The following is a 21,338-nucleotide window of genomic DNA, read 5'->3' as shown; positions in this document are numbered from 1 at the left end:
ATTGGAAAGAGTAGTTGGAACAGTGGTACGTGGACTCCGCGGGCCTATCATTAACAATGGGGATAACATTGAAGAAATCGTAGTTCAGACGGTATTGAATGCAGCAACAGTCGAAGGTTTCTCGATCGAGGATCGTGATATTGTAACCGTAACGGAATCCATTGTGGCTCGGGCACAAGGAAACTATGCGACAATTGATAATATTGCTGCTGATATAAAGGCAAAATTCGGTGAAGAAACTGTGGGTGTTATTTTCCCTATCCTTAGCCGTAACCGATTTGCTAACTGCTTGCGTGGAATTGCCAAAGGAGCAAAAAAAGTAGTCTTAATGCTAAGCTATCCATCTGATGAAGTGGGCAACCATCTTGTAGACATCGACGAATTAGATGCTAAGGGCGTTAATCCATGGACGGATGTGTTAACAGAGGCTCAATTCCGTGAGTTTTTCGGCTATATTAAGCACCCATTCACAGGTGTTGACTATATCGAATATTATAAAGGTTTGATTGAAGCTGAAGGTGTGGCTTGCGAAGTCATCTTCTCCAACAACCCAAAAACCATTTTAAACTATACAAAAAATGTATTAACTTGTGATATTCACACTCGCTTCAGAACCAAACGCATTCTCACAAACAACGGTGCTGAAAAAGTATTTGGCTTGGATGATATTCTTACACAATCCATTGATGGCAGCGGCTTTAACGAAGCTTATGGTCTGCTTGGATCCAATAAAGCAACAGAAGAAAGCGTAAAACTATTTCCAAACAACTGCCAACCTATCGTAGATGGTATCCAAGCAAAAATCAAAGAAATTACAGGTAAAACTGTAGAAGTTATGGTTTATGGCGATGGAGCATTCAAAGATCCAGTCGGTAAAATATGGGAACTGGCAGATCCAGTTGTATCCCCTGCTTACACTGCCGGACTTGATGGAACACCAAATGAAGTGAAATTGAAATATTTGGCCGATAACAACTTCTCTCATCTTCGTGGTGAAGAGCTGAAACAAGCCATTTCTAAATACATCCAGAATAAAAATGATGACCTGGTTGGTGCGATGGAAGCACAAGGGACTACTCCTCGTAGATTAACGGACCTGATTGGTTCATTATCTGATTTGACTTCTGGTAGTGGCGATAAAGGAACACCGATGATTTATATTCAAGGTTATTTCGATAACTATACAAAATAAGATTAGTACAAAAAGGGAGTCTCCTCTACGAGACTTCCCTTTTTTTACTTTGCGGTGCCCTCTTTCATATCAAGGCATTGATAGATTAGGGAATTTCTCCCTAAAATTCAGTGAATTTTGATCATTAGGCCAACAATTAGGGAATTCCTCCCTATAATTCAACTAATTTAGTGGTAAAAGTATATTTTGGCCCGATTTTTAGGGAGGAATTCCCTGATTCCATTCATTTAAAGCAATTATCGGCTTTTATTAGGGAGCTTTTCCCTAATTACTCACAATCCACTGGTATAGTGACAGCACGCCAAGTAAATCCATGTACACTCTTTAAATCAAAATACACCTTTAACCGTACGGATGAACATCCGAATGGTTAAAGGTGTATTGTCTCTGTCTACTTTTTAATTAGAGTTAATTCCAGATCTCTTCAGCGATCTCTTTAATATAAGCAAGCTTGCGCCATTGCTGCTCTTCTGTAAGGTGGTTACCTTCTTCCGTGGAAGCAAAGCCGCATTGCGGGCTCAGGCAAATCCGGTTTAGATCGACATATTGCTTCGCTTCCTCAATACGCTTCAGAATATCTTCCTTGCTTTCAAGCTCACCAAATTTGGAAGAGAACAGGCCAAGCACGACCTGCTGATTGTCTTTTAGGAAGCGTAATGGTTTGAAGTCACCAGCACGTTCAGTATCAAACTCCAGATAGTAACCTGAGTAGTTATTGATGTTCAGAAGTGTTTGCGCGATAGGTTCATAACCTCCGCCTACACCAGCATAAGTAGAAACATAATTGCCTCGGCATACATGTGTCGTTACAACGAGATCTTCCGGCAGTCCGGATACCACTTCTTCGTTCAACTTCGCAAGCTCGTTCGCATATTCAGCTACATTCACACCAACCTGATTCATAAATGCTATAAACTGTTCGTCGCACAGCGCTCCCCACGTGCAATCGTCGATTTGAATGCTGCGGCAGCCCGCTGCATAAAAGGCAAGAATTGACGCTTTGTATGCTTTGGCAATATCCGAAATTAGCTCTTCACGATTCGGGTATAATTCATTCGTGCTTTCCTTATTTTCTACCCGATCCAGCTCAAACAGGAATTGCGCTGCTGCAGGAATCGATTGACGCGCAACAACATCCTCACCAGCAGCGCCTTTTAAGAATTCATAATGCGCTACAAAAGGGTGGCTGCTGTAGCTTATTTTTCCGGTCAGTCGTGCGGTTTCTGGTCTGGATTCTGCGCCATTAAATTGGTAGCCTTGATCAATAATGGTCCGCTCTACACCATCAAAACCCCAGAAGAAGTCGAGATGCCACCAAGAGCGGCGGAATTCGCCGTCGGTTACAGCTTGAAGACCTACCTCTTTTTGTTTTTGCACGAGCTTTACAATCTCGTCGTTCTCTACTTCCTTCAACTGCTCGGCAGTAATTTCGCTGTTCTTGAATTTTAATCTAGCCTCTTTCAACGCTTGAGGACGCAGGAAGCTGCCAACAATATCATATCGAAATGGAGTAACGGTTCGCTTTTTAGGTTCGGTTTGAGTGCTCATATATTAATCTCCTCGTGAACAAATTATTAAAATTAATATAGCATATCCGATTGCCTATACCGTTACACCAATGAGTTATGGCAGGTTATAAGTATTAGCTATACCTAATAAATAAACGATTGTGTGCGCTAGTATTGCCCCAGAAGCCCCTTCTTCATGGCTATTTTCTCACAGCGATCAAACACAACGAGCCCTAGAATCAAATAAACCAGCGAATTTAATATTAATACGCCATAGTCAGATAAAGATAGATCCGTTAACGTTAGATTCTCCAGCATCACCGTTCTTACCATATTCACGCCTTTAACGAATGGGGCAAAAGCTAAAAACGGAGCTACAGTGATCGGAACAAATACAAGTCCCATCAAGACAAATTGGAAAATCTGTAGAAATGCTTGAATTTGTTTCACAATAATAGCCAAACCAGCAATCATAAAACTAACGCCTACCATGCTTATCATAGTAACTATAATGATTGGGATCGTTGTCATGGGATTAAGACTCAACCATTGTCCCGAGGTTAGCATCGCACCAAACAGCAAGAGAATCATAATGACGGACTGTAAGCCCAATTGACTGACGATCCGCGTGAGCATAATTTTCCACACACCCATGGGAGACATATATAACTGCTCTAACGTTCCACGCGTCGCTTCTGTGATTACCGAATAACCAATAAAGTTCATCGTCATCATCGTTAAGCTCCAAAAGACCACACTTACAATTGAATATTGAACATTCGTATCAAAACTGGCTGGATCTCCTATGAACATAATTCCAAAAAATGCAGCCAGAAATATAATATAAAAAGTGACTACTAATGCAATCGTGTTCGGTAAATATCGTTTCAACTCAATATATTCCTTACGAAAATTAGCATTAAATAAATGGAGCCATTTCATGAGTCTTACCTCCCTTCACAATCTGAATAAACACTTGTTCAAAATCAATGGTTATTCGATCAATACTTTCCACCATCGTTCCTTCCTCTTTCAGAAGATCGAACAACTCGTAGATATCCTGACCATGCTCTAAATTCACTTCCACGATCGTTTCATGAGAGCTTGCTTTATAAGTACTTAAAGGGAATATACTCAACAGTTTGTTCTCCTGTTCAGGGCTTAATTGCTCACCTAATTTAATGGAATATGCCCTTGTTTCAAATAACTTAAGTAAATTCTCCACCCTGTCGTCAATCACAACTTCACCTTTGTTAATGATAATGGCACGGTCACACAGCTCCTGAACGACAGGCATATCATGTGAGCTAATAATGATCGTACGTTTCTCTTCCCTCACTATCGTTTTTAGAATATTTCGTAATTCATAACTAACCTCAACATCCAAACCGAGCGTTGGCTCATCCAGCAAGATGACATCCGTATTAGCTAATAACGCCACAGCAATTGCCAGCTTTTGCTGCATCCCACGAGATAATCCATTAACCAGCTCATTCTCTTTTTCTTTAAGGTTGAATTGCTCTAATAATTTATCTGTCTGATCGGCAATTTGCTTCCGAGAGTACCCCCGGTTACCTGCAAAATATTCTAAATTTTCCCGAACCGTAAGACGCCAATATAAATTCCGGTTCCCTTCTAATACAGCACTGATATGCTCTAGCGCTTTGAGTCTCTTCTTGCAAATATCTAAGCCATTAATGGATATAGAACCCCCATCCGATTCTAACAAACCACAGAGCATCTTTATCGTTGATGTTTTCCCAGCACCGTTGGGGCCTAGTAAACCGAGCACCTCTCCACGATTCACATGAAAAGAAACATCACGAACGGCATGAATCTTCTCTTTCGTCTTTCTTTTCTCGTATACCTTGCTAATCCCCCGTACTTCTATAATTTTCTCCACCTTATAACCATCCTCTCCCGTACGATTTAAAAGAGTGATTCCATTGTTAAATTTATTTTATTTTAGTATCTAAATTTAGATAACTGGCTCCAGATGGATACTTTCTCCGTCTGAGGAATGAGATTTGTATAGAGGACAACTATGATAAGTCTATAGGAAATATCACAATTGTTAAGAATGACTGGGCGAATGTCCGGCATGGAGCAAATGTAGGTTATTTCATCATAGAAAACGAGGCGGACATCATGAATCACAACAAGAAAAATCCATTTTGCGTGGTGGGTATTAGTAGGACTTGCTTTAATGGTTGGAGTTGCAAAAAGTGGCGTTATGACCGCAGGCGGGCTATTTTTGACACTAACAATGATCTTATCGTTATTGCCGCAGACATTAATGAGGTAGCGCTAGAGAAAGTAAGCCAGAAACAGAATGTTTATGGAATGAAATTGCATGTTGTCTCAGATGAGGATTGGCAGAAAATTAATTCCATCGATGGAGGATACTCAGCTCAATAACGATAATGACAGCCCTCAAGCTAAATGAGGGCTGTCATTTTTTCATTACAAGGCCATTAGAAGATCCATATGAGTAAGAAAATAACTGCAATTATTGCCACCACGATAAAGAGATTGATTACCTCGCTCCAAAATCCAGGAACACCTTGTGTATGATATTTTTGCGCATTGACATCATGGTTTGCTTTATGACCGCCAGGGTCCGTCACATTTGGATTAGGTCCTGGATCAAAAAAGTCAGACATAGAAATCAACACCTTTCTCGATTATAAACCATATTATACCAGTTAATTCCCTTTTTAGTAATAACCTTCTTAGCTCAATTCATTTGAGAATAAAAATAAGGTAAGTGTTTCTTTGATAGAGCTTTTTCGATTAGTTCTTGATCGTATCCATATTTTTGCAATGCAGTAATAATCGCTTGTGTCCTGTCTGATCGTTGTCTTCTTAAATTTGATTCTAGCTGTATTTCTAGAGGAACCGTAGGAATAGTGTACCGTCCGATTGTTACATTCCTAAAACGATTCCAAATGAATTGACCACCTTCCCATATCCCATCACCATCCATAGAATCAGGAATTCCCGCTGAATTGGAGATATGAACAACTTCCACTTTAAACCCATCGATGATCCAACTCCCCTTTGTCCATGAGAAGCCCGAAGAAAAGGTCTGAGTGTATGTAGGTTCTTCTAAAGAGGATAACCAGTTCTCCCCATGAGGGAATTCACATTTATCCAGCAAGGAATATTCCTTCAGAAGTTCTGCAAATTGTGCAACCCCTTCTTTATTTTTTGTATAAATATCAACGTCTCCCGGAGTCATTTCACAGCCCTGTAAAACCGAACCCACCGAGCCAACCAAGATCCATTCTAATTTCGAATTCACTTCCGATGAAAAATAAAGCTCACATACCTTTGACAATGCTGTTTCCCAGCTATTCATAATTCCACCCCAAATTGACTAGTAAGTTCGAGTACATGAAACCTTAATAACCTCAGATGCGTTAAAGAACTATACAAATTCACAGGAGGTTTTTAAAATGAGATACAGTGCTGCAGGCGCGCGAATAACCTGTCCTTGTTGTCAAAACGATACCTTTCATCTGGATTATAAACTGCTTAACACAAGTGGAGCATCCTTTCTAGGATTTGACTGGGCGAATAAAAACGCTGCTATACTTATTTGTAAGAGATGCACCCATATCTCATGGTTTATGGAAGAACCAACATCAGATAACTAAACACTACCTGATTTTTCTACATCTTCATTATAAAATATTTCTATAGACTATGCGTTCTTGAGCTGGATGCAATTGTTCTTTTGCATCCAGTTAAATACCTCTAGATAACCATCCCCGATTGTCTTAAGCCTCTTTGGATAACGATCCGAAATATTCTACAACTACCTTACGAAATTCCAGAGCAGCTCGCGAAATATACCGACTCTTGTGCCATATTAAAGCAATTTCCCGTACCAATTCGTGATTCTCTATTTGGAGATATTTGATGTCTTCCCGTGAATTTCTTGCTGTACTTGGTATGAAGGCAAGACCAATCTCAGCTTCCACAAGCGTGATCAACCTTGCAGGCTCATCCCCCTCATATACATATTTAGGCGTAAATCCGACCGATTGGCACACAGAGTCTATTAAATCCCGAGTTCCATAACCACTCTTAACCCCGACGAACCATTCATCTCTCAGCTCTATCAAAGATACGCTGCTTCGATCTGCCAACCGATGCCCCTTAGGAACCGCTACAAGGATTGGGTCGATAAATACGACTTGGCATTCGATGTCGTTCCCTTCTATAGGGGGAGATGACAGGCAGAAATCCACCTCTCCTCTATCCAAAAGTGTAACCATTTCCTTCGTAGTCAGCATCTGCACATGAAATTGAATATCAGGTCTCTTTTTTCGAAACTCGCGAAGGATACTGGGTAATGTACTGGCGGTGGTAACCGCTAATTCTAGCGTGTTATGTTCCGGGTGAGATAAATCGCTAAGCTCCTGCTTTCCCTGCTCCAATTCAAACAAAGCTCTTTCTGCACGGCGAAGGAATCTGCTTCCGAACTCATTCAGACGCAGGTTCCGCCCTACTCGATCGAATAAAGGGACCCCTAGATCCTCCTCCAAGCGCTGTATTGTTTTGCTAAGTGATGATTGAGTAACGTGCAGATTGCGCGCAGCTTCGGTCACATGTTCCAACCGAGCTACCGCGAGAAAATATTGCAGCTGTAGAAGTTCCATTTCGCACCCCATTCATTCCTTTAAGTCAATGAGAATATAACATAAAATGCGTTGGAATGAATAACTAAAATCAAGTAGGATGACATTAATACGCTTTAGGGGGACACAAAATGAGTGCTCGGAATTGGTGGTTAATGATTTCAGTGGGTCTAGGGATACTATTGAACCCATTAAACTCTTCAATGGTTTCTGTTGCTATTCCAAGATTGCAAAATGTATTCCAACTTGACTATACAGGTGTTTCCTGGATTATTTTTTCTTTCTACATTGCTAGTAGCATCGCTCAACCTGTCATGGGAAAGGCCAGCGATTTATTTGGTAGGAGAAAAATATTTCTTACCGGGCTTGTAGTAGCCTTCATTGCCTCATTATTAGCTCCATTCGCACCAAGCTTCGCGTGGCTCCTCGTGTTCCGCATTGTGCAAGCCATTGGAACTAGCATGATGGTTGCCGTTGGGATGGCTATAGTGCGAATTCATGTAACGGAAAAACAAGCGACAGCGCTGTCTGTTTTATCCATCTTCCTATCTGGTGCGGCAGCCATTGGACCCTTTATTGGCGGGGTTATTATACACTGGTGGGGCTGGCCCGCTATCTTTTTCGTTAATATTCCATTTGTGGTAGTGAGCTTTCTATTGTCTTGGAGAAATATTCCTAAGGAAAACTCGTCATTAACCGTTGCACCGGGCATGTCTCTTCGCAAATGGTTCGATTGGATAGATGGATCTGGGATTCTGCTCTTCACAATGGGTCTGGTTGCCCTGCTCATTGGATTGCTCTCAGCAAAATCATCCGGGCACATTGCTTTAGGAAATGTCATTGTTTCACTGATAGGACTCGCTCTGCTAGGGGTATTCGTACGACATGAGTTAAAAGCGACTTCGCCTTTTATCCCTTTACGCACATTTGCTAAATATCCTGCAATGACATGGGTTAATGTGGAATTCATGCTCGTTAATGTACTCTTTTACTCACTCTTTTTCGGAGTTCCGTCCTACTTGCAAATGGTTCGCCATGTCAACGAGTATCAAACAGGGATACTTATGCTAACCTTAGGCCTATGCTCTCTAGTTACTTCTCCAATAGCAGGACGATGGATCGATAAATCCGGACCAGGACCGGCACTACTAGTGTCTGCAATATTGATGACTGCGGGATCGGTATGGCTCGTGACATTGAATCAATCTTCACCGGTTATTAGCGTGTGCCTGGCTTTGGCTGCATTCGGGATTAGCAATGGGTTGAATAATGTAGGTATGCAAGCAGCTTTGTTCCAAAGTTCACCCAAGGAAATGATCGGCGTAGCATCCGGTTTATTTAATACTTCAAGATATTTGGGAACCATTCTCTCTTCCTTGTTGATAGGCATCGTAATGAGAGGCAAGTTCAGCTTTGAGGGATTTCAAGTACTTGGGATTATTCTCACGATCATTGCATTGTCTTTGGTATTCATGAGTCGGCGGCGCCGGAAGTCAGGGGAGTTGCAGGAGAGGATAAATTGATGTGAAAAAAACTTTAATAAAGAAAGTCCCTATGACTAATCACATCATAGAGACTTTATAATTGCAGTATTTTTAGTTGTTCCACACTAACTTAATTACGATGTTCGTGTTCATGATCCTCTTTCAATTGCTGCACTTGTTTACCCGTCAAGTCAATAGACTCTGTTGTAGTGGTATTAAATGCGGAGAGTTGAACATCCAAACTAGCAGCCAACGTATGGGAGGTTCCTTGCGCATCCTTACCCACAAACGTAAGATCTAACTGCTGGTGCTGAAGCTCATTCGCTGGAGTGATATCAGCATTCAAACGGATGCTTTGAATCTGTACACCGTTCGTCAGAGCAATTGCTTGGAAATCAAACAGGTTACGCTGAATTAGATCTTCTGGATCGTTCGAATCTACAGTGGTTTCTTTACTGGACTCATGATCCTTCTCTTCAGAAAGATTCTTGAACAAAACCGGGGCTAACGCCTGCACCACTGCCGGGATTTGCGCATTGTCAAGCTGCAGCGAGATATGCTTGGCACCGTCTTTATCGGTGGTAGATGTGATTTCGTTCTTCAAATTCCCAATCAGCGCATCCATTATTTTCTCTTCTTGGCTGCTTAGCCAAGCTGTTTCCGTTGACTCTTTCTCGGTTTCCTGATCCTTCTTATCCTGTAAATCCTGCTTTACGTAATAAGTATCGGAAGCATCACTCTTCCAGACTTGTCCGTCAGACTGACTGTAGAGGCTAAGTACCTGAGAACCTTGTGACCCGGTAATCTTCACATCGCCGCTGACCGCTTCATTTTGCAGGTTTGCTTTTATACTTCCTTGTGCCTGACTCAGAATACTTCCGTTATCTTTAAGCAACGCATTGGCTTGTACGGTAACACTCTGCGTATTCCCTGCCGTATTCTTAAGCGCAGCTTTGTAATCCTCATACCCGGAGGTTCCCGCAAACGCCGTCAACCCGCTAACTAACATAATAGCCCCGCTAATTCCTGCTGCACCTCCGGTGATTAGCCATTTCTTCTTCATCCTTTTCCCTTCCCTTCATAACTTTTTTGGTCTTTCATATTAAGTTTAGGCGCAATTCCTAAATTCATCGTGAAGAGTCTATTAAATAAATCTTAACTACGATACATTTTGGAGTTCCTCGGTCACATTTTTTCTGTGAATAAATAATCGGGCAGGTGAGAGCAAGTAAACTACACTAATCAATCCAAATAAACCGGCACTAACTTGAAAAGGTAGCAATTCATCTCCTGAGCTTCCCAACCATCCCCCTATCAAAGGGCCAATAACCACACCTAAGCCTTCTATAGAGAACAGTAATCCCCAGCTTATACCCACAGAATCTTCAGGAATATAACTGGCCATTAAGGCATTCCAAGAGGGTAGCAAAGCAGCATAAGCACACCCCAGCAGAAGTGAGAGGCCAATGGCGGCGGAAAAGGAGCTAATAGAAGTTAAGCCGAACAAGGCAACTGCAAACACGCCGAACCCAACAACGAGGAACCATTTACCCCCGACATGATCAAACCATTTTCCCATAGGCACGAGAAATAGAACTACCCCAGCTCCTCCCATAAATAGCACGATGGACAGCTGAGAATGCGAAAGGCCCAAATGCGAAATGGCAAAGCTTGTTAGAAACGGAACCAGTATCCCGCCCGCTGTAGTTTGCAGTAGCATACCAGGAACCAGAAAACCGCCCTTCTTCACTTTGTTCCACAAAGAAACAAATTGTTGCCCTACAGATATATTCACGTTCCGCACCGATACCTTATTCATCTTCACAAGACCTACCATGATCCAACCAGCTACAAAAAATAATCCAATCACACCAAGGGACAACGACATCCCACCGCCAATTAACAGATTCATAGTCACGGGTCCCAGACCTAAACCAGCCATCCAGTATACATATAAGGTTCCCATCTGCTCTGCTCGTTTCTCCTCTGATACCTGGCTCATACAAATGATCCAGATCGGTGAGAATCCAGCTCCCAAGCAAGCAGAAGCTACTATAAGTATCCACGGACTATGCGTTGTAACCATCAACAATAGTCCAATAAACCCGAGGAAGAACCCTCCATGTAGTACGGTTCGCCCATGAAATCTGTCTAAGAGATAGCCGATGAAGCTTTTGATCAAACTGTCCGTCAAATAGTGAGCGGAGACCGCAATGCCAACTACTGAGGTTGTAAGTCCCCAGCTAGTCAATACATAGGTTGGTAAGAAAGTAATCAGAACAGCTCCTCTTATCCACTCTATAAAGAAAAGGAGCATTGCAAGACGGGTGAACGTCTGCTGTCGTTTTTCTACTTTGCTAATAGTATCCATGAATCGTCTTCGCCTGCCCTTCAACTATCATAGATTTCGCTGATGGAACTGACGGCTGTCTTAGCTTAATTGCATCTAAAGCTTCGGAGACGATACAATCTGAAGTGTATTTTCGTGAAAAAGCCTTCATACGCTGCTCCCTTTCTTCTCTGTACGCCATATGCTCCAATCGCTGAAGCTGCTCTACTAACTGCTCCTCATTTCGTGCGATCTCTATCAGATGGTGCCCAGATAACCATTCTGCATTGCCTGCTTCCTGGCCGGGGAGTGGTCGATAGACGATAACCGGAAGTGTTTGAGCCATCGCCTCAGTCAAGGTAATCGCGCCCGCTTTGGTCAATAGACAGGAAGATATACACATCAGCTCCTGCATTTCTTCCGTATATCCCAAAATGTGAACTCGAGAATTCTCTTGAAACAGCTCCTTCGTAGCTGATCGAAGCTTATGATTATTTCCGCATAATACGATGACATCGAAGTTTGATTTAAGCAGTACTCTTTTTATTAAACTGCTAATGTCACCTAATACGCCGTAAGCTCCTGCCGCAAGTAATAGATAACGACGATTTCTGTCTAACTTATGCTTGCGCAAAAGTCCTTCTCGATCCAGCGTTTGCTCAAAAGCCTCTCGTATTGGAATCCCGCTAACCACAAGCTTCTCTTCAGCAATCCCAGCCGATATCAGCGTTGCCTTCATGCTTTCCGTAGCGATAAAATATTTCGTAGTTTGAGGATGGAGCCACCTGCCATGAACCACATAATCCGTCATCACCGTGAACATGGGAATTCGACTTCCTGTTGTTGATGCAAGCTCAGCAGCGGCCAAATAAGGGAAGGTGTGAATAATAATATCCGGCTGTATCTCGTCGATGATCCTTTGCACTTTTCGTTTGCCCATAGAATGGATGAGTCTACCCATGAACTGCTCTGGTCTCATCTTGCTAGTCACTGTGTACAGTAATCCATAAAGTTCTTGTGTAAAGCCCGTACTGTTCAAATAGAATCTTCGGGACAGTTCATTCAGGTAAGGATGGACTACAGCGAATAGATCCATGGTGGTAATCCGACTGATACCTATTCGTCTAAATGAATGTTCGATGGCCTCAGCCACTTTCATATGCCCGTCTCCAAATGCCGAAGTAACAATAAGTACTTTAGGATCTGTGTTCATGACAAAGCTCCTTTTTCTCATGGCCTCCTCTAACTCTAACTCTGAATCGTAAAGGGATAGTAAAGGGATTCTTAACTGAATATTAACTTCAATATTTTCTAAAGAGAGACCTCGTCTGTCTTTGTCTTGGTTAAATAGATAACTAACCCTAGAATAATAACAATAAAAATAATACTTGTTCCCGTTGTGCCCAGTTCTAGCCCACCTTCACTTCGGTCCTGTGAAAGATAGTCACCTAGTGATGCTCCTAATGGGCGAGTCAGAATATAAGCAAACCAGAAGGCAGTTACTGCATTTAGCTTAAAGCGATAAGCGAGTGTTATCGCGCCAATCAGAGCGGCAAAAATAATAGCTGAAAGTAGGTATCCCCAGTTCAGACTTTCTGCAACTAAATCACCTGCGGCTGTCCCTAAGGCAAAGGTAAATAGAATCGTTAGCCAATAGAACATCTCGCGCTTTTTGGTAGTAATCGAATGGATGGATAACGTCTTCTGACTGGCATACCAGACTCCAAAGGTCAGGATTAAGAGTACAGAAAAAACAATAGTGGTCGTCTCCAGCGATACGCCCAGATTGTCCACCAGATTGTCAGTGATGAGCGTACCGACCACACTGATTAATACAACTGCAAGCCAATATAGAGCAGGTACGTATTTTGTAGCAGTCATCTGGAAGTATAGTGCTGCAATCAGTAGTCCACCCATCACCAAGGTAGTGTTGGTCAAGCCCCAGTAGAGGTTAAAATTGAGAAAATCCGCTGCCGTCTCCCCCACGGTGGTAGCCATAATCTTTATGATCCAGAAAAAAATCGTAACCTGTGGCACCTTGTTCCATAATTTCTGATCTTCTTTTAATAATGAACTGGTTTCCTTCACCAATCATCTCCCCTTCCTTTAGCGAAACAAATGTTACAAGAATCAAGAATAGCTCTAAGGCTAAACTTCCTTCCGATCAAAGAAGATGTAACCCATCGATAGAAATAACATTAATCCTGAGAGTAAGAACAAGGAAGTTGTGGCAAGTCTGCCTGCGGAAATCGTATGACTTAACCATAGAGAGTACCAATCTGTATAAGAAACTATAGAAAAGGATGAGAATCCACTTATAAAGTAAGGCACAGCTTTGGCTCCGCTGAAGACAAAGATTGAGAACACTAGAAACCCACCTGCGCTGCGAAAAAATTGAGCGATGAACACAAACAAGGCAGCCAGTGACCACATGGAGAGAAACGCCGCTGTATAAGCTTTTATCAAGCCAATAATGCCTACGCTCCCTATATTCAAAGTTCCAAACAAGAAGCTACATAAAGTGCTCACTATCCCTAATAGAAGAAGCAGTCCTCCGATCGCTATCCCAAGCGTGAGGAACTTAGCGGCGTACGCTCCCAATCGCGTTATCGGTTTGAGTAACGTCAGCTTCAAGGTACGAGAGGAAACCTCTTGTGGAAAAAGCTCAGAGATCTCTACGAACATAAACAATGGAATTAGGAATGTTGTGTAAATCCCCAGCATCTGGACTGGATAGGAGGAGCCAACAGCGACAAGGCCCAAAATAGGGTGAAGCGCTTGAAATAAAAACACTAGCAATAGTGGAATAAAGGCAGAAATAATGAAGAACATTAGGGTCTTTTTGCGGTAAAACATCAGTAGCAGCTCATTTTTAATACCCGCTCTTAAGCCGTCCATTCTCAAGCACCTCCTTTCCTCTTTTCAGCTCTGTAATGTAAAACTCCTCAAGCGATAGGCTGTCGGTAAGCAGCTCCTGCACTTCACCCTCACGAATCAGAACGCCTTGATTCAGAATCCCTACTCTATTACATAGCTGTTCCAATTCATGAATCATATGGCTGGAGATGAGAAAGGTGATACCCTGATTAACAGAAAGCTCTTTAACTAATGCACGGAAATGAACAACCCCCTCGATGTCCAGTCCGTTCGTCGGCTCATCCCAAATCACCAGCGCTGGGCTATGGATGATGGAAGCAGACATGGCGAGCTTTTGCTTCATTCCTGTAGAGAAATGTCTGATTTTTTCTTTGGCGAACGAGGCAAGACCCACCGTTTCCAATACCTCGGCGATCCGTTCTGGACGAATATTCGGATAAAAGCTGGCTGTCAGTTTCAAATATTGTACAGGTGTAAGATAGTCGTAGAAATCAGCCGATTCGATCATGCAGCCTACTTTCCTCATACTAGAGGAATAGGATAACTCCAGATCGTGCCCGAATAATGAGATACTTCCGAAGCTTGGTGAAATCAGACCCGTTATTACTTTTAAGAGTGTTGTTTTCCCTGCACCGTTAGGTCCAAGCAATCCATAGACATCACCCTTTTGAAGCTCCAAGGAAATCCCGCTAATCCCACTGCCATTACGAAATTCTTTGGTCACACCTGTTAGCTTGACTACGCTCTCCATCTTAGTTCCCCCTTTTCTTCAATTCTTGTCCTCCAATTTAGCAACTCCATTTTCCTGCAATATTAGACTAAATCGTAAATCTAAAGTGCCCGTGAACAGACCCTTAAATAATTCTTAACTCCTTGTATTTTTTAAAAAAAGAGGTGCCTCAGAAGCCATGAAAAATGGCTAACTGAGACACCTCTTGTGGTTGGGTCAGGATTAATGTGATCGCCTGGAGTAACTCTAAACATGAAAGCGATAGCCGGCACCCCATAGGGTTTCGATATAAAGTGGATTTGCAGAGTCCTCCTCAATTTTCTCGCGGAGCTTACGGATATGGACTGTCACCGTCTGGGTATCACCTAAAGAATCAATTCCCCACAATCGCTCAAAGAGCTGATCTTTACTGAATACCCGATTGGGATGCAGCGCCAAGAAATACAGCAGATCAAATTCCTTGGTCGTTAAGGTGACCTCCTCATCCCTTACAAAGGCACGTCTAGAATCAGGGTTTAACCGCAACCCCTTAATTTCCAGTTCATTCGTTGAGGAACCTCGTCCCTTCAGCCGATCATAACGCGAAAGATGTGCTTTCACTCTGGCAACAAGCTCGGCTGGCTTAAATGGTTTTGTGATATAATCATCTGCACCAAGGCCCAGCCCACGAATAATATCTATATCCTCTAGTCTGGCGGTGACCATAAGAACCGGAATATCCAGCTCAACACGAATTTTCTTGCAGACCTCAAATCCATTCAGCTTGGGTAACATCACATCCAGTACGATCAGATCATATTTCCCCGTTAAGCCCATCTCCAAGCCTTTTTCTCCATCCTTGGCAATTTCCGTCTGATACCCGCTCATCTCCAAATAATCACGCTGTAGCTCAGCAATAACAGGCTCGTCTTCAACAATCAATATGGTTCGGTTCATCTCCGATGTCTCCTTTCACGATCGGCAAGGCGATATAAATAATAGTCCCTATCCCTTCCGTACTATTCGCATAAATCGTACCCCCATGCCCAGCGATGATTTGTTTAGCAATAGCCAGACCTAATCCACTTCCGCCAGTATGCGTGTTTCTGGACTGCTCCCCACGGTAAAAACGTTCAAAAATATGCTCCGTTGCTTCTGGAGGAATTCCAGGCCCATTGTCTTCAATAGCGAGAATAAACTGCGCTGCTTCCTGCCAGCTGTGAACTGTAATTTTCTTTTCAAGCTTATCCATGTATTTGAGACTGTTCTGAATTATGTTGCCAAGTACGCGCTTAAAGGAATCACGATCTACAGTGACCCATACTTCCTCGCCACCTGTCATTTCGATGTTTAGGGCGACCTCTTGCTTCTCCAGCTCTACCTTTAGTTCCTCTGCCCAATCATTTAAGAAGGGTATAATTCTTACGGATTCAAAAGAAAACGGCAGTTTTTGCATATCCAGCTTGGAGTATAGAAACAATTCATTAATTAGATGATCCATTTCTCCAGCTTTGGCCGCAATCGTACGCATGTATTTTTCATTTTTTTCTGGAGAATCCGCTATACCTTCCAAAATTCCATCCACATACCCTTTAATAGCAGTGATGGGTGTCTTTAAATCATGTGAAATGTTGGTAATTAGCTCTTTCCGGTTCGTCTCATATTGCTGCTGTATAAGAATAGACTGTTGAAGCCTATATCTCATTTCTTCAAAAGCCATCCCTAGCTGTCCTAGCTCATCTTTACCATTAATCTCCACCTGAAAATCCAAATCCCCCTCGGTGACTCGTTTTGTCGCTTTACGAAGTTCCAGCAAGGGACGGATAATCCGTCTGGACATATATTTAGTCAACAATGTATGTGTCAGTACCAGAATGACCAATGTAATCAAAAATAGTGTCGGAAAGAACGTTCGCACAAACTGGACAAGAGGATCGATCGGAGTCAGAAAAAATATACTTACTGGCTTGGCGTCCTTGGATAACAGATCAAACTGGCCTACTTGATACCATTCATTATTAAATTGCTGTCTAATAGGTTCTATATGCGATCTGTCTCCTTTGTATCCAGGCAAATGATCGATTAATCCTTGCTTAAGCTTCAGATCCTCTGAAGCAAACAATGTCTGGTCCTCAGAACGGATATAGACAGACGTATTTTTTTTGAGCATATCTGCCGATAATTCATTCAGGAAAGCAGTATCTGTCAGTAAATCTGTATTTTGCAAAAAAGTATGTTTAATAAGATTGCGGGTATCGTTCTCTTCCATTCCTTCAAATTTACTTTCATACGTGCTCTTTAAGCTCTGCACATCACCGTGATAGACAATGCTCATTAACATAGCCGTAATGATAAGGAGAAGAAGAGGAACTACAAGCATTGCCGCATAGGATAGCAGAAATTTCCAACGTATAGACATAATGGAATACTCACCCTACCTCTTCTTGTTTCTTGATGAGCTTATCATACGATATCTCCGTACTAACCACCATAAGAGCAGGAGGAGCACAATCCCGCAAACGGTATAACTAATCGGACGTATATATTGTTCCACAATACTCCAATTATCTCCTAATCGGTAACCTAGATAGACTAACGCTAGATTCCATGGGATACAGCCCAGCGCTGTAAATACAATGAATTTCCATGCCTTCATTCCAGCAATCCCTGCGGGTAGTGAAATAAATGTTCGGATAAAGGGTAACATACGTGTAAAAAACACAGTACTCTCACCATAACGCTTGAACCATCGCTCGGATTGCTCCAGATGATGCTCATTCATGAGGATATATTTACCGTATTTCTCTAATAACCGTCTACCTCCGGCTTTCCCAATATAGTAAGCAATGACGGAACCTAATAGATTCCCAAATATCCCAGCGATAGCAACTTCCAAAAAAGTAAGTGAGCCTTGCGCAACCAGCCAGCCGCCGCTGAGCATTATAACTTCACTGGGAATGGGGATACAGGCACTCTCCAGGATCATCCCTAACCATATGCCCCAAATTCCCATCGTATTGACAAGTTGGAGCGCAGTTTCAGATATCCAAGTTAATAATTGATGCATGAGTGTTCACTCCGCTTCATAAATTTTACTGTTCCTTAAGAATATAAGGCTATAATTAAACAAAAAGCCGGGGGAAGTACCATAATGAAAAAATTACAAGCACCTAAGTTTTTATATGGTCTATTCGTAATAGCTATTATTCTGCTGATGATTCCCAAATTCTCTTATAACGATCCTGATACCTTCTGGCATATTGAGCTGGGACAATATATGATCGATCATGGACAAATCCTGCATCATGCCATACATACTTTTTACGGAGATGAGCTTCCCTATGTCCCTCATGAATTTGGATTTCAGCTGCTCGTCGCTCCGCTTTATGCTGCATTTGGATGGCCAGGGGTGTATATTTTGACCGCTGTGTGTTTGTTCTTTTTAGTACTCGGTTTGCTTCGGCTAGGTAAGGTTTCCCGCAAAGAGCTGGGACTTCAACAAGACCATGTGCTGATGCTCCCTTTTGTACTGCTAATCACCTGCTGGATTTACTACAATTATTTCAAGGGTCGTCCGCAGATGATCTCCTCGTTTATGATTGTCTGGTTCTTCGTTTATTTACGGGAATACCAGATGGTAGCTCATAAGAAATACGCCGCTGCAATGGTTGCTCTTTCTATAGCTATTGCCAACTTTCATGCAGGTGTATGGCTTGTAATTGCTGTATTTACAGGGATGGCTCTGCTAGAATCCTTGATTAACAAAACGCTCAATTGGCGTAAAATCACAGTCTTTGTTCTAGTTTGGTTAGCTGGCCTTTTAAATCCCGGTGGTGCAACAAGCCTCTTATTTATTTTGACGGTTACGAAAAAGAACTTTAACCTGCTGATCAACGAATGGCAGCCTATTCAGTTCAATAGTTTGGAGAATTTACCCATTCTACTCTTGCTTCTGTTCTTTGCCTGTACGCTTCCTTTCGCACTTCAACGTAAACCATTCCGCTTCTTTCTTATGCTTGGGATTCTGTATCTTGGTGTATCGAACTTCAAGCAGAACCTATTTATGTGGCTGTTTATTCCTTATTTTGCAGCCGTATTCTTTGACGCCATTCCATACTTCCGTAAACCCGGTGTTCTAGTTCGGCAAAGCACTTTACGACTGTGGCTTACAATTGGGCTACTCCTAAATATTGTGTATATATTCTTTGCACCCCCTGTTATTGATGCAAATAATTATCCTGTTGATGAAATGAACTATATTATGCAGCATACACCTGAAGGTACTCGTCCAAAAGTTCTTGCTCGCTACGGTTCATCCGGGTATGTCATGTTTCGAGGTGGTGATGTGCTGTGTGATGGCAGACAGGATCCCTTCGTTACGCAGGCTTCACTTGGAGTGCTCGGCTGGACTGCTTTTGAGCGTTCCATGTACGGATTCTCAGAATATCTCCCTGAAATTGTAGAATATGACCATCCCGATTATGTAATTACCGGCAATGGCGTCTCACATAAGCTATTCAATGAATGGGCACAAAAATTCGGGCAACCCGTTTATTCAGGAACCTATGGCAGTGTCTTCTCACTCCTCAAAGCGACGGAGTAACTTATTTTCGAATCACATATCCTAGGCCGCGCATCGTCTGTACAATACTTGGCTGTCCCACCTCATCAATTTTACTCCTAAGGTAGCTGATATACACGTCAACTACCTTAACATCCACCTCGGAATCATATCCCCATATGGTTTCTAGCAGCATCTCCCGAGTCATTACTCTGCCTCTATTCTCCATTAGCACTAATAGTATTTCGAATTCCCGTTTCGTTAAATTAACAAATATCTTCTTCTTTCTCAGCGCCCGTCCGTCAATGTCTATCTCTAAATCGCGAAATATTAGCATCCGTCCTGTGTTAAAAGTGCCTGCCCTTCTTAACAGAGATCTCATTCGTGCCAGCAGCTCTTCCATAGCAAATGGCTTTAGAATGTAATCATCCGCACCGCTATCCAGACCTCTAATTTTATCCGCGAGCCCCGCTTCCTCCGCAATGATTATGATTGGCGTTTGTTTAGTCTCACGTATTCTGCTACACAACTCCGTTCCACTTAGCCCAGGGATCATTAAATCCAGCAATATGAGGTCCCATTCCTCTTCTAGTGCTAACTGTAATCCCTTAAATCCTTCGTGAGTAACGGTAATAGAATACGATTCATGACGCAATTCCAATTCCATAACCCTAGCTAGACGCTTCTCTTCTACTATTAATAATATTTTATTCATAGGCTTCCTCTCCATGTTCGACCTATATTAAAACTTAATTTTCGAGGCTGTATTGCCAGTCTACTCGCTATCTATTAAATATTTATTAACTCCTTCTAAAGGAGAATGGTTTAAAGCGCACAAGCACAAACGCCTTCGGCGTCCCTTTAAGGACGGTAAGCTTTTAAGCGAGAAATATAAGGATGATTTATTACGTAGAACATATAAATTCTTATATTTTAAAAAAGCGATGACCCCTGGCGAAATAGCCAGTAGTCACCGCTTGTATAAACTTAAAATTAAATACTACCTCTCGTGCACAATAATCCCTTTAGAAACACGCAGTTTCGGATATTCGCCCATGATTTCCGGTATATCTTTTAGCGAAAACTGATGGCTAATCAACGACTCAATCTGAACGATCCCCTTCTCAATTAACGCAATCGATTCCTCATGTGTATATGGATTAATGAAAGAGCCCATGATGTTCAACTCTTTTGTAAAAATTTCGAATGGTGAGACTTGAATCAACGTGTCCGGGGAAGCAACTCCAAACATTAAGACTTGTCCACCCTTACGCGATGCCTTAACCGCCAGCTCCATGGAATCCGCCCGGCCTACACATTCGATCACAATATCAAATTGATGATGGAGAGCTTCCATCACACCTTCTGCTGCAGGAGATACGGCTTCATCCGCACCTAATTCGACTAATCGGTCATGCTTGAACACTTCTGGCTCACTGACAATAATCCCTTTAACACCCGCAGCCTTGACGAGCTGCAAGAACAATTGACCAATAAAACCTCCGCCGATAATCAGGACTTGGTGTGCCTTACGGATATCCAGCTTCTTATAACCGTGAAGTACACAACCTAAAGGTTCAATCATCGCCCCTTCGATCCAGCTCATTTCATCAGGTAGCAAGTAACAGTTCGCTACAGGAACAACACAATACTCGCCCATACCACCGTCACGAGTCACCCCAACAGCCTGCAAGTTATCGCATAAATGTACTTTTCCATTCCGGCAAAAATAACAGTTTCCACAATAGATGTTCGGATCAACCGATACACGGTCCCCCACTTGTAAGGTCGTAACCTCATTACCTACAGCCACTATTTCGCCCGCAAGCTCATGTCCTAACACAATCGGAGCTGTCACCTCCGCAGACCCTGGGTATCCATGATAAATATGCTGATCTGTACCACAGATCCCGCAGCATTTCACACGAAGTTTAACTTCTTTGGAGCCAACAGCCGGAGCTTCCCAGTCCTTAAATTCAATGTGCTCAGTTCCTTGAAATACAGCCGCCTTCATCTTAACTCATCTCCTTAA

General features: G+C 42.4%; 21 protein-coding genes. 4 read left to right on the top strand and 17 right to left on the bottom strand.

Translation table 11 applies throughout. The features are described 5' to 3' along the window. Position 1: 1 nt before the first annotated feature. A complete protein-coding gene (locus tag ACQKMP_RS09605) occupies positions 2-1,192 on the top strand; it encodes a coenzyme F420-0:L-glutamate ligase (protein WP_076300779.1) in 1,191 nt (396 codons plus the stop codon). A gap of 408 nt (positions 1,193-1,600) precedes the next feature. Here the strand turns inward: ACQKMP_RS09605 and ACQKMP_RS09600 are convergent, their stop codons facing one another. The 3 genes from ACQKMP_RS09600 to ACQKMP_RS09590 all read right to left on the bottom strand — a co-directional run bounded on the left by ACQKMP_RS09600 (position 1,601) and on the right by ACQKMP_RS09590 (position 4,603). Next, positions 1,601-2,740, bottom strand: a complete 1,140-nt coding sequence (locus ACQKMP_RS09600; protein WP_042190650.1) for a 5-methyltetrahydropteroyltriglutamate--homocysteine S-methyltransferase — start codon at positions 2,738-2,740, stop codon at positions 1,601-1,603. A 128-nt stretch (positions 2,741-2,868) separates the two neighbouring features. Beyond that, positions 2,869-3,642 (bottom strand): ABC transporter permease, encoded by a 774-nt coding sequence (locus ACQKMP_RS09595; protein WP_076284690.1) that lies wholly within the window; start codon positions 3,640-3,642, stop codon positions 2,869-2,871. After that, complete coding sequence (locus tag ACQKMP_RS09590) at positions 3,620-4,603, bottom strand: ABC transporter ATP-binding protein (RefSeq protein WP_042190654.1); 984 nt, start codon at positions 4,601-4,603, stop codon at positions 3,620-3,622. Before ACQKMP_RS09590 ends, ACQKMP_RS09595 begins: the two co-directional genes overlap by 23 nt. Before the next feature lie 245 nt (positions 4,604-4,848). Between ACQKMP_RS09590 and ACQKMP_RS09585 the strand changes: the two genes are divergently transcribed. Next, entirely contained in the window at positions 4,849-5,118 is a 270-nt protein-coding gene (locus tag ACQKMP_RS09585; RefSeq protein ID WP_379424475.1) for a hypothetical protein, read from the top strand. 56 nt (positions 5,119-5,174) lie between these two features. Here the strand turns inward: ACQKMP_RS09585 and ACQKMP_RS09580 are convergent, their stop codons facing one another. From ACQKMP_RS09580 to ACQKMP_RS09570, 3 genes are all read right to left on the bottom strand, one after another. Beyond that, positions 5,175-5,363: a hypothetical protein gene (locus ACQKMP_RS09580; RefSeq protein ID WP_042129995.1), complete on the bottom strand. Its 189-nt coding sequence runs from the start codon at positions 5,361-5,363 to the stop codon at positions 5,175-5,177. Positions 5,364-5,437: 74 nt separating this feature from the next. Beyond that, positions 5,438-6,061, bottom strand: coding sequence for a hypothetical protein (locus ACQKMP_RS09575; RefSeq protein ID WP_340971974.1), 624 nt, complete (start codon positions 6,059-6,061; stop codon positions 5,438-5,440). Positions 6,062-6,482: 421 nt separating this feature from the next. Then, positions 6,483-7,367, bottom strand: coding sequence for a LysR family transcriptional regulator (locus ACQKMP_RS09570; RefSeq protein ID WP_339242994.1), 885 nt, complete (start codon positions 7,365-7,367; stop codon positions 6,483-6,485). A 110-nt stretch (positions 7,368-7,477) separates the two neighbouring features. On the opposite strand from ACQKMP_RS09570, the gene ACQKMP_RS09565 reads away from it, so the two are divergent. After that, the gene (locus ACQKMP_RS09565; RefSeq protein WP_379424476.1) at positions 7,478-8,869 is read left to right on the top strand and encodes an MFS transporter; all 1,392 of its coding nucleotides are present in this window, start codon (positions 7,478-7,480) and stop codon (positions 8,867-8,869) included. 91 nt (positions 8,870-8,960) lie between these two features. On the opposite strand, the gene ACQKMP_RS09560 is transcribed toward ACQKMP_RS09565, so the two are convergent. The 9 genes from ACQKMP_RS09560 to ACQKMP_RS09520 form a co-directional block, all read right to left on the bottom strand. Further along, positions 8,961-9,893: a hypothetical protein gene (locus ACQKMP_RS09560; protein ID WP_427469291.1), complete on the bottom strand. Its 933-nt coding sequence runs from the start codon at positions 9,891-9,893 to the stop codon at positions 8,961-8,963. 96 nt (positions 9,894-9,989) lie between these two features. Further along, positions 9,990-11,201 (bottom strand): MFS transporter, encoded by a 1,212-nt coding sequence (locus ACQKMP_RS09555; protein ID WP_042190672.1) that lies wholly within the window; start codon positions 11,199-11,201, stop codon positions 9,990-9,992. Next, on the bottom strand, positions 11,188-12,372 hold the full coding sequence (locus ACQKMP_RS09550; RefSeq protein ID WP_427469290.1) for an MGDG synthase family glycosyltransferase: 1,185 nt from the start codon (positions 12,370-12,372) through the stop codon (positions 11,188-11,190). The genes ACQKMP_RS09555 and ACQKMP_RS09550 overlap by 14 nt, the downstream gene beginning before the upstream one ends. A 98-nt stretch (positions 12,373-12,470) precedes the next feature. Further along, positions 12,471-13,250 (bottom strand): COG4705 family protein, encoded by a 780-nt coding sequence (locus ACQKMP_RS09545; protein WP_156113166.1) that lies wholly within the window; start codon positions 13,248-13,250, stop codon positions 12,471-12,473. Between the two features lie 57 nt (positions 13,251-13,307). Beyond that, on the bottom strand, positions 13,308-14,057 hold the full coding sequence (locus tag ACQKMP_RS09540) for an ABC transporter permease (protein WP_042190678.1): 750 nt from the start codon (positions 14,055-14,057) through the stop codon (positions 13,308-13,310). Next, the gene (locus ACQKMP_RS09535; RefSeq protein ID WP_042190680.1) at positions 14,032-14,787 is read right to left on the bottom strand and encodes an ABC transporter ATP-binding protein; all 756 of its coding nucleotides are present in this window, start codon (positions 14,785-14,787) and stop codon (positions 14,032-14,034) included. Before ACQKMP_RS09535 ends, ACQKMP_RS09540 begins: the two co-directional genes overlap by 26 nt. 225 nt (positions 14,788-15,012) lie before the next feature. After that, positions 15,013-15,702, bottom strand: a complete 690-nt coding sequence (locus ACQKMP_RS09530; protein WP_379424480.1) for a response regulator transcription factor — start codon at positions 15,700-15,702, stop codon at positions 15,013-15,015. Then, on the bottom strand, positions 15,677-17,164 hold the full coding sequence (locus ACQKMP_RS09525) for an ATP-binding protein (protein WP_427469289.1): 1,488 nt from the start codon (positions 17,162-17,164) through the stop codon (positions 15,677-15,679). The genes ACQKMP_RS09530 and ACQKMP_RS09525 overlap by 26 nt, the downstream gene beginning before the upstream one ends. 15 nt (positions 17,165-17,179) lie before the next feature. Next, the gene (locus tag ACQKMP_RS09520; protein ID WP_042190687.1) at positions 17,180-17,812 is read right to left on the bottom strand and encodes a DedA family protein; all 633 of its coding nucleotides are present in this window, start codon (positions 17,810-17,812) and stop codon (positions 17,180-17,182) included. 84 nt (positions 17,813-17,896) lie between these two features. Between ACQKMP_RS09520 and ACQKMP_RS09515 the strand changes: the two genes are divergently transcribed. Then, positions 17,897-19,348, top strand: a complete 1,452-nt coding sequence (locus tag ACQKMP_RS09515) for a hypothetical protein (protein ID WP_427469288.1) — start codon at positions 17,897-17,899, stop codon at positions 19,346-19,348. A 1-nt stretch (position 19,349) separates the two neighbouring features. Here ACQKMP_RS09515 and ACQKMP_RS09510 read toward each other — a convergent pair whose 3' ends face one another. Then, positions 19,350-20,021, bottom strand: coding sequence for a response regulator transcription factor (locus ACQKMP_RS09510; RefSeq protein WP_427469286.1), 672 nt, complete (start codon positions 20,019-20,021; stop codon positions 19,350-19,352). A 285-nt stretch (positions 20,022-20,306) separates the two neighbouring features. Further along, positions 20,307-21,320, bottom strand: a complete 1,014-nt coding sequence (locus ACQKMP_RS09505) for a zinc-dependent alcohol dehydrogenase family protein (protein ID WP_379424484.1) — start codon at positions 21,318-21,320, stop codon at positions 20,307-20,309. Between the last annotated feature and the right edge of the window lie 18 nt (positions 21,321-21,338).

The organism is Paenibacillus sp. NPDC101420, assembly GCF_050277435.1.
Classification (GTDB): Bacteria; Bacillota; Bacilli; order Paenibacillales; family Paenibacillaceae; genus Paenibacillus_AQ.
Note: the sequence above shows the minus strand (reverse complement) of the source record. Positions and strands in the feature narration are given on the sequence as shown.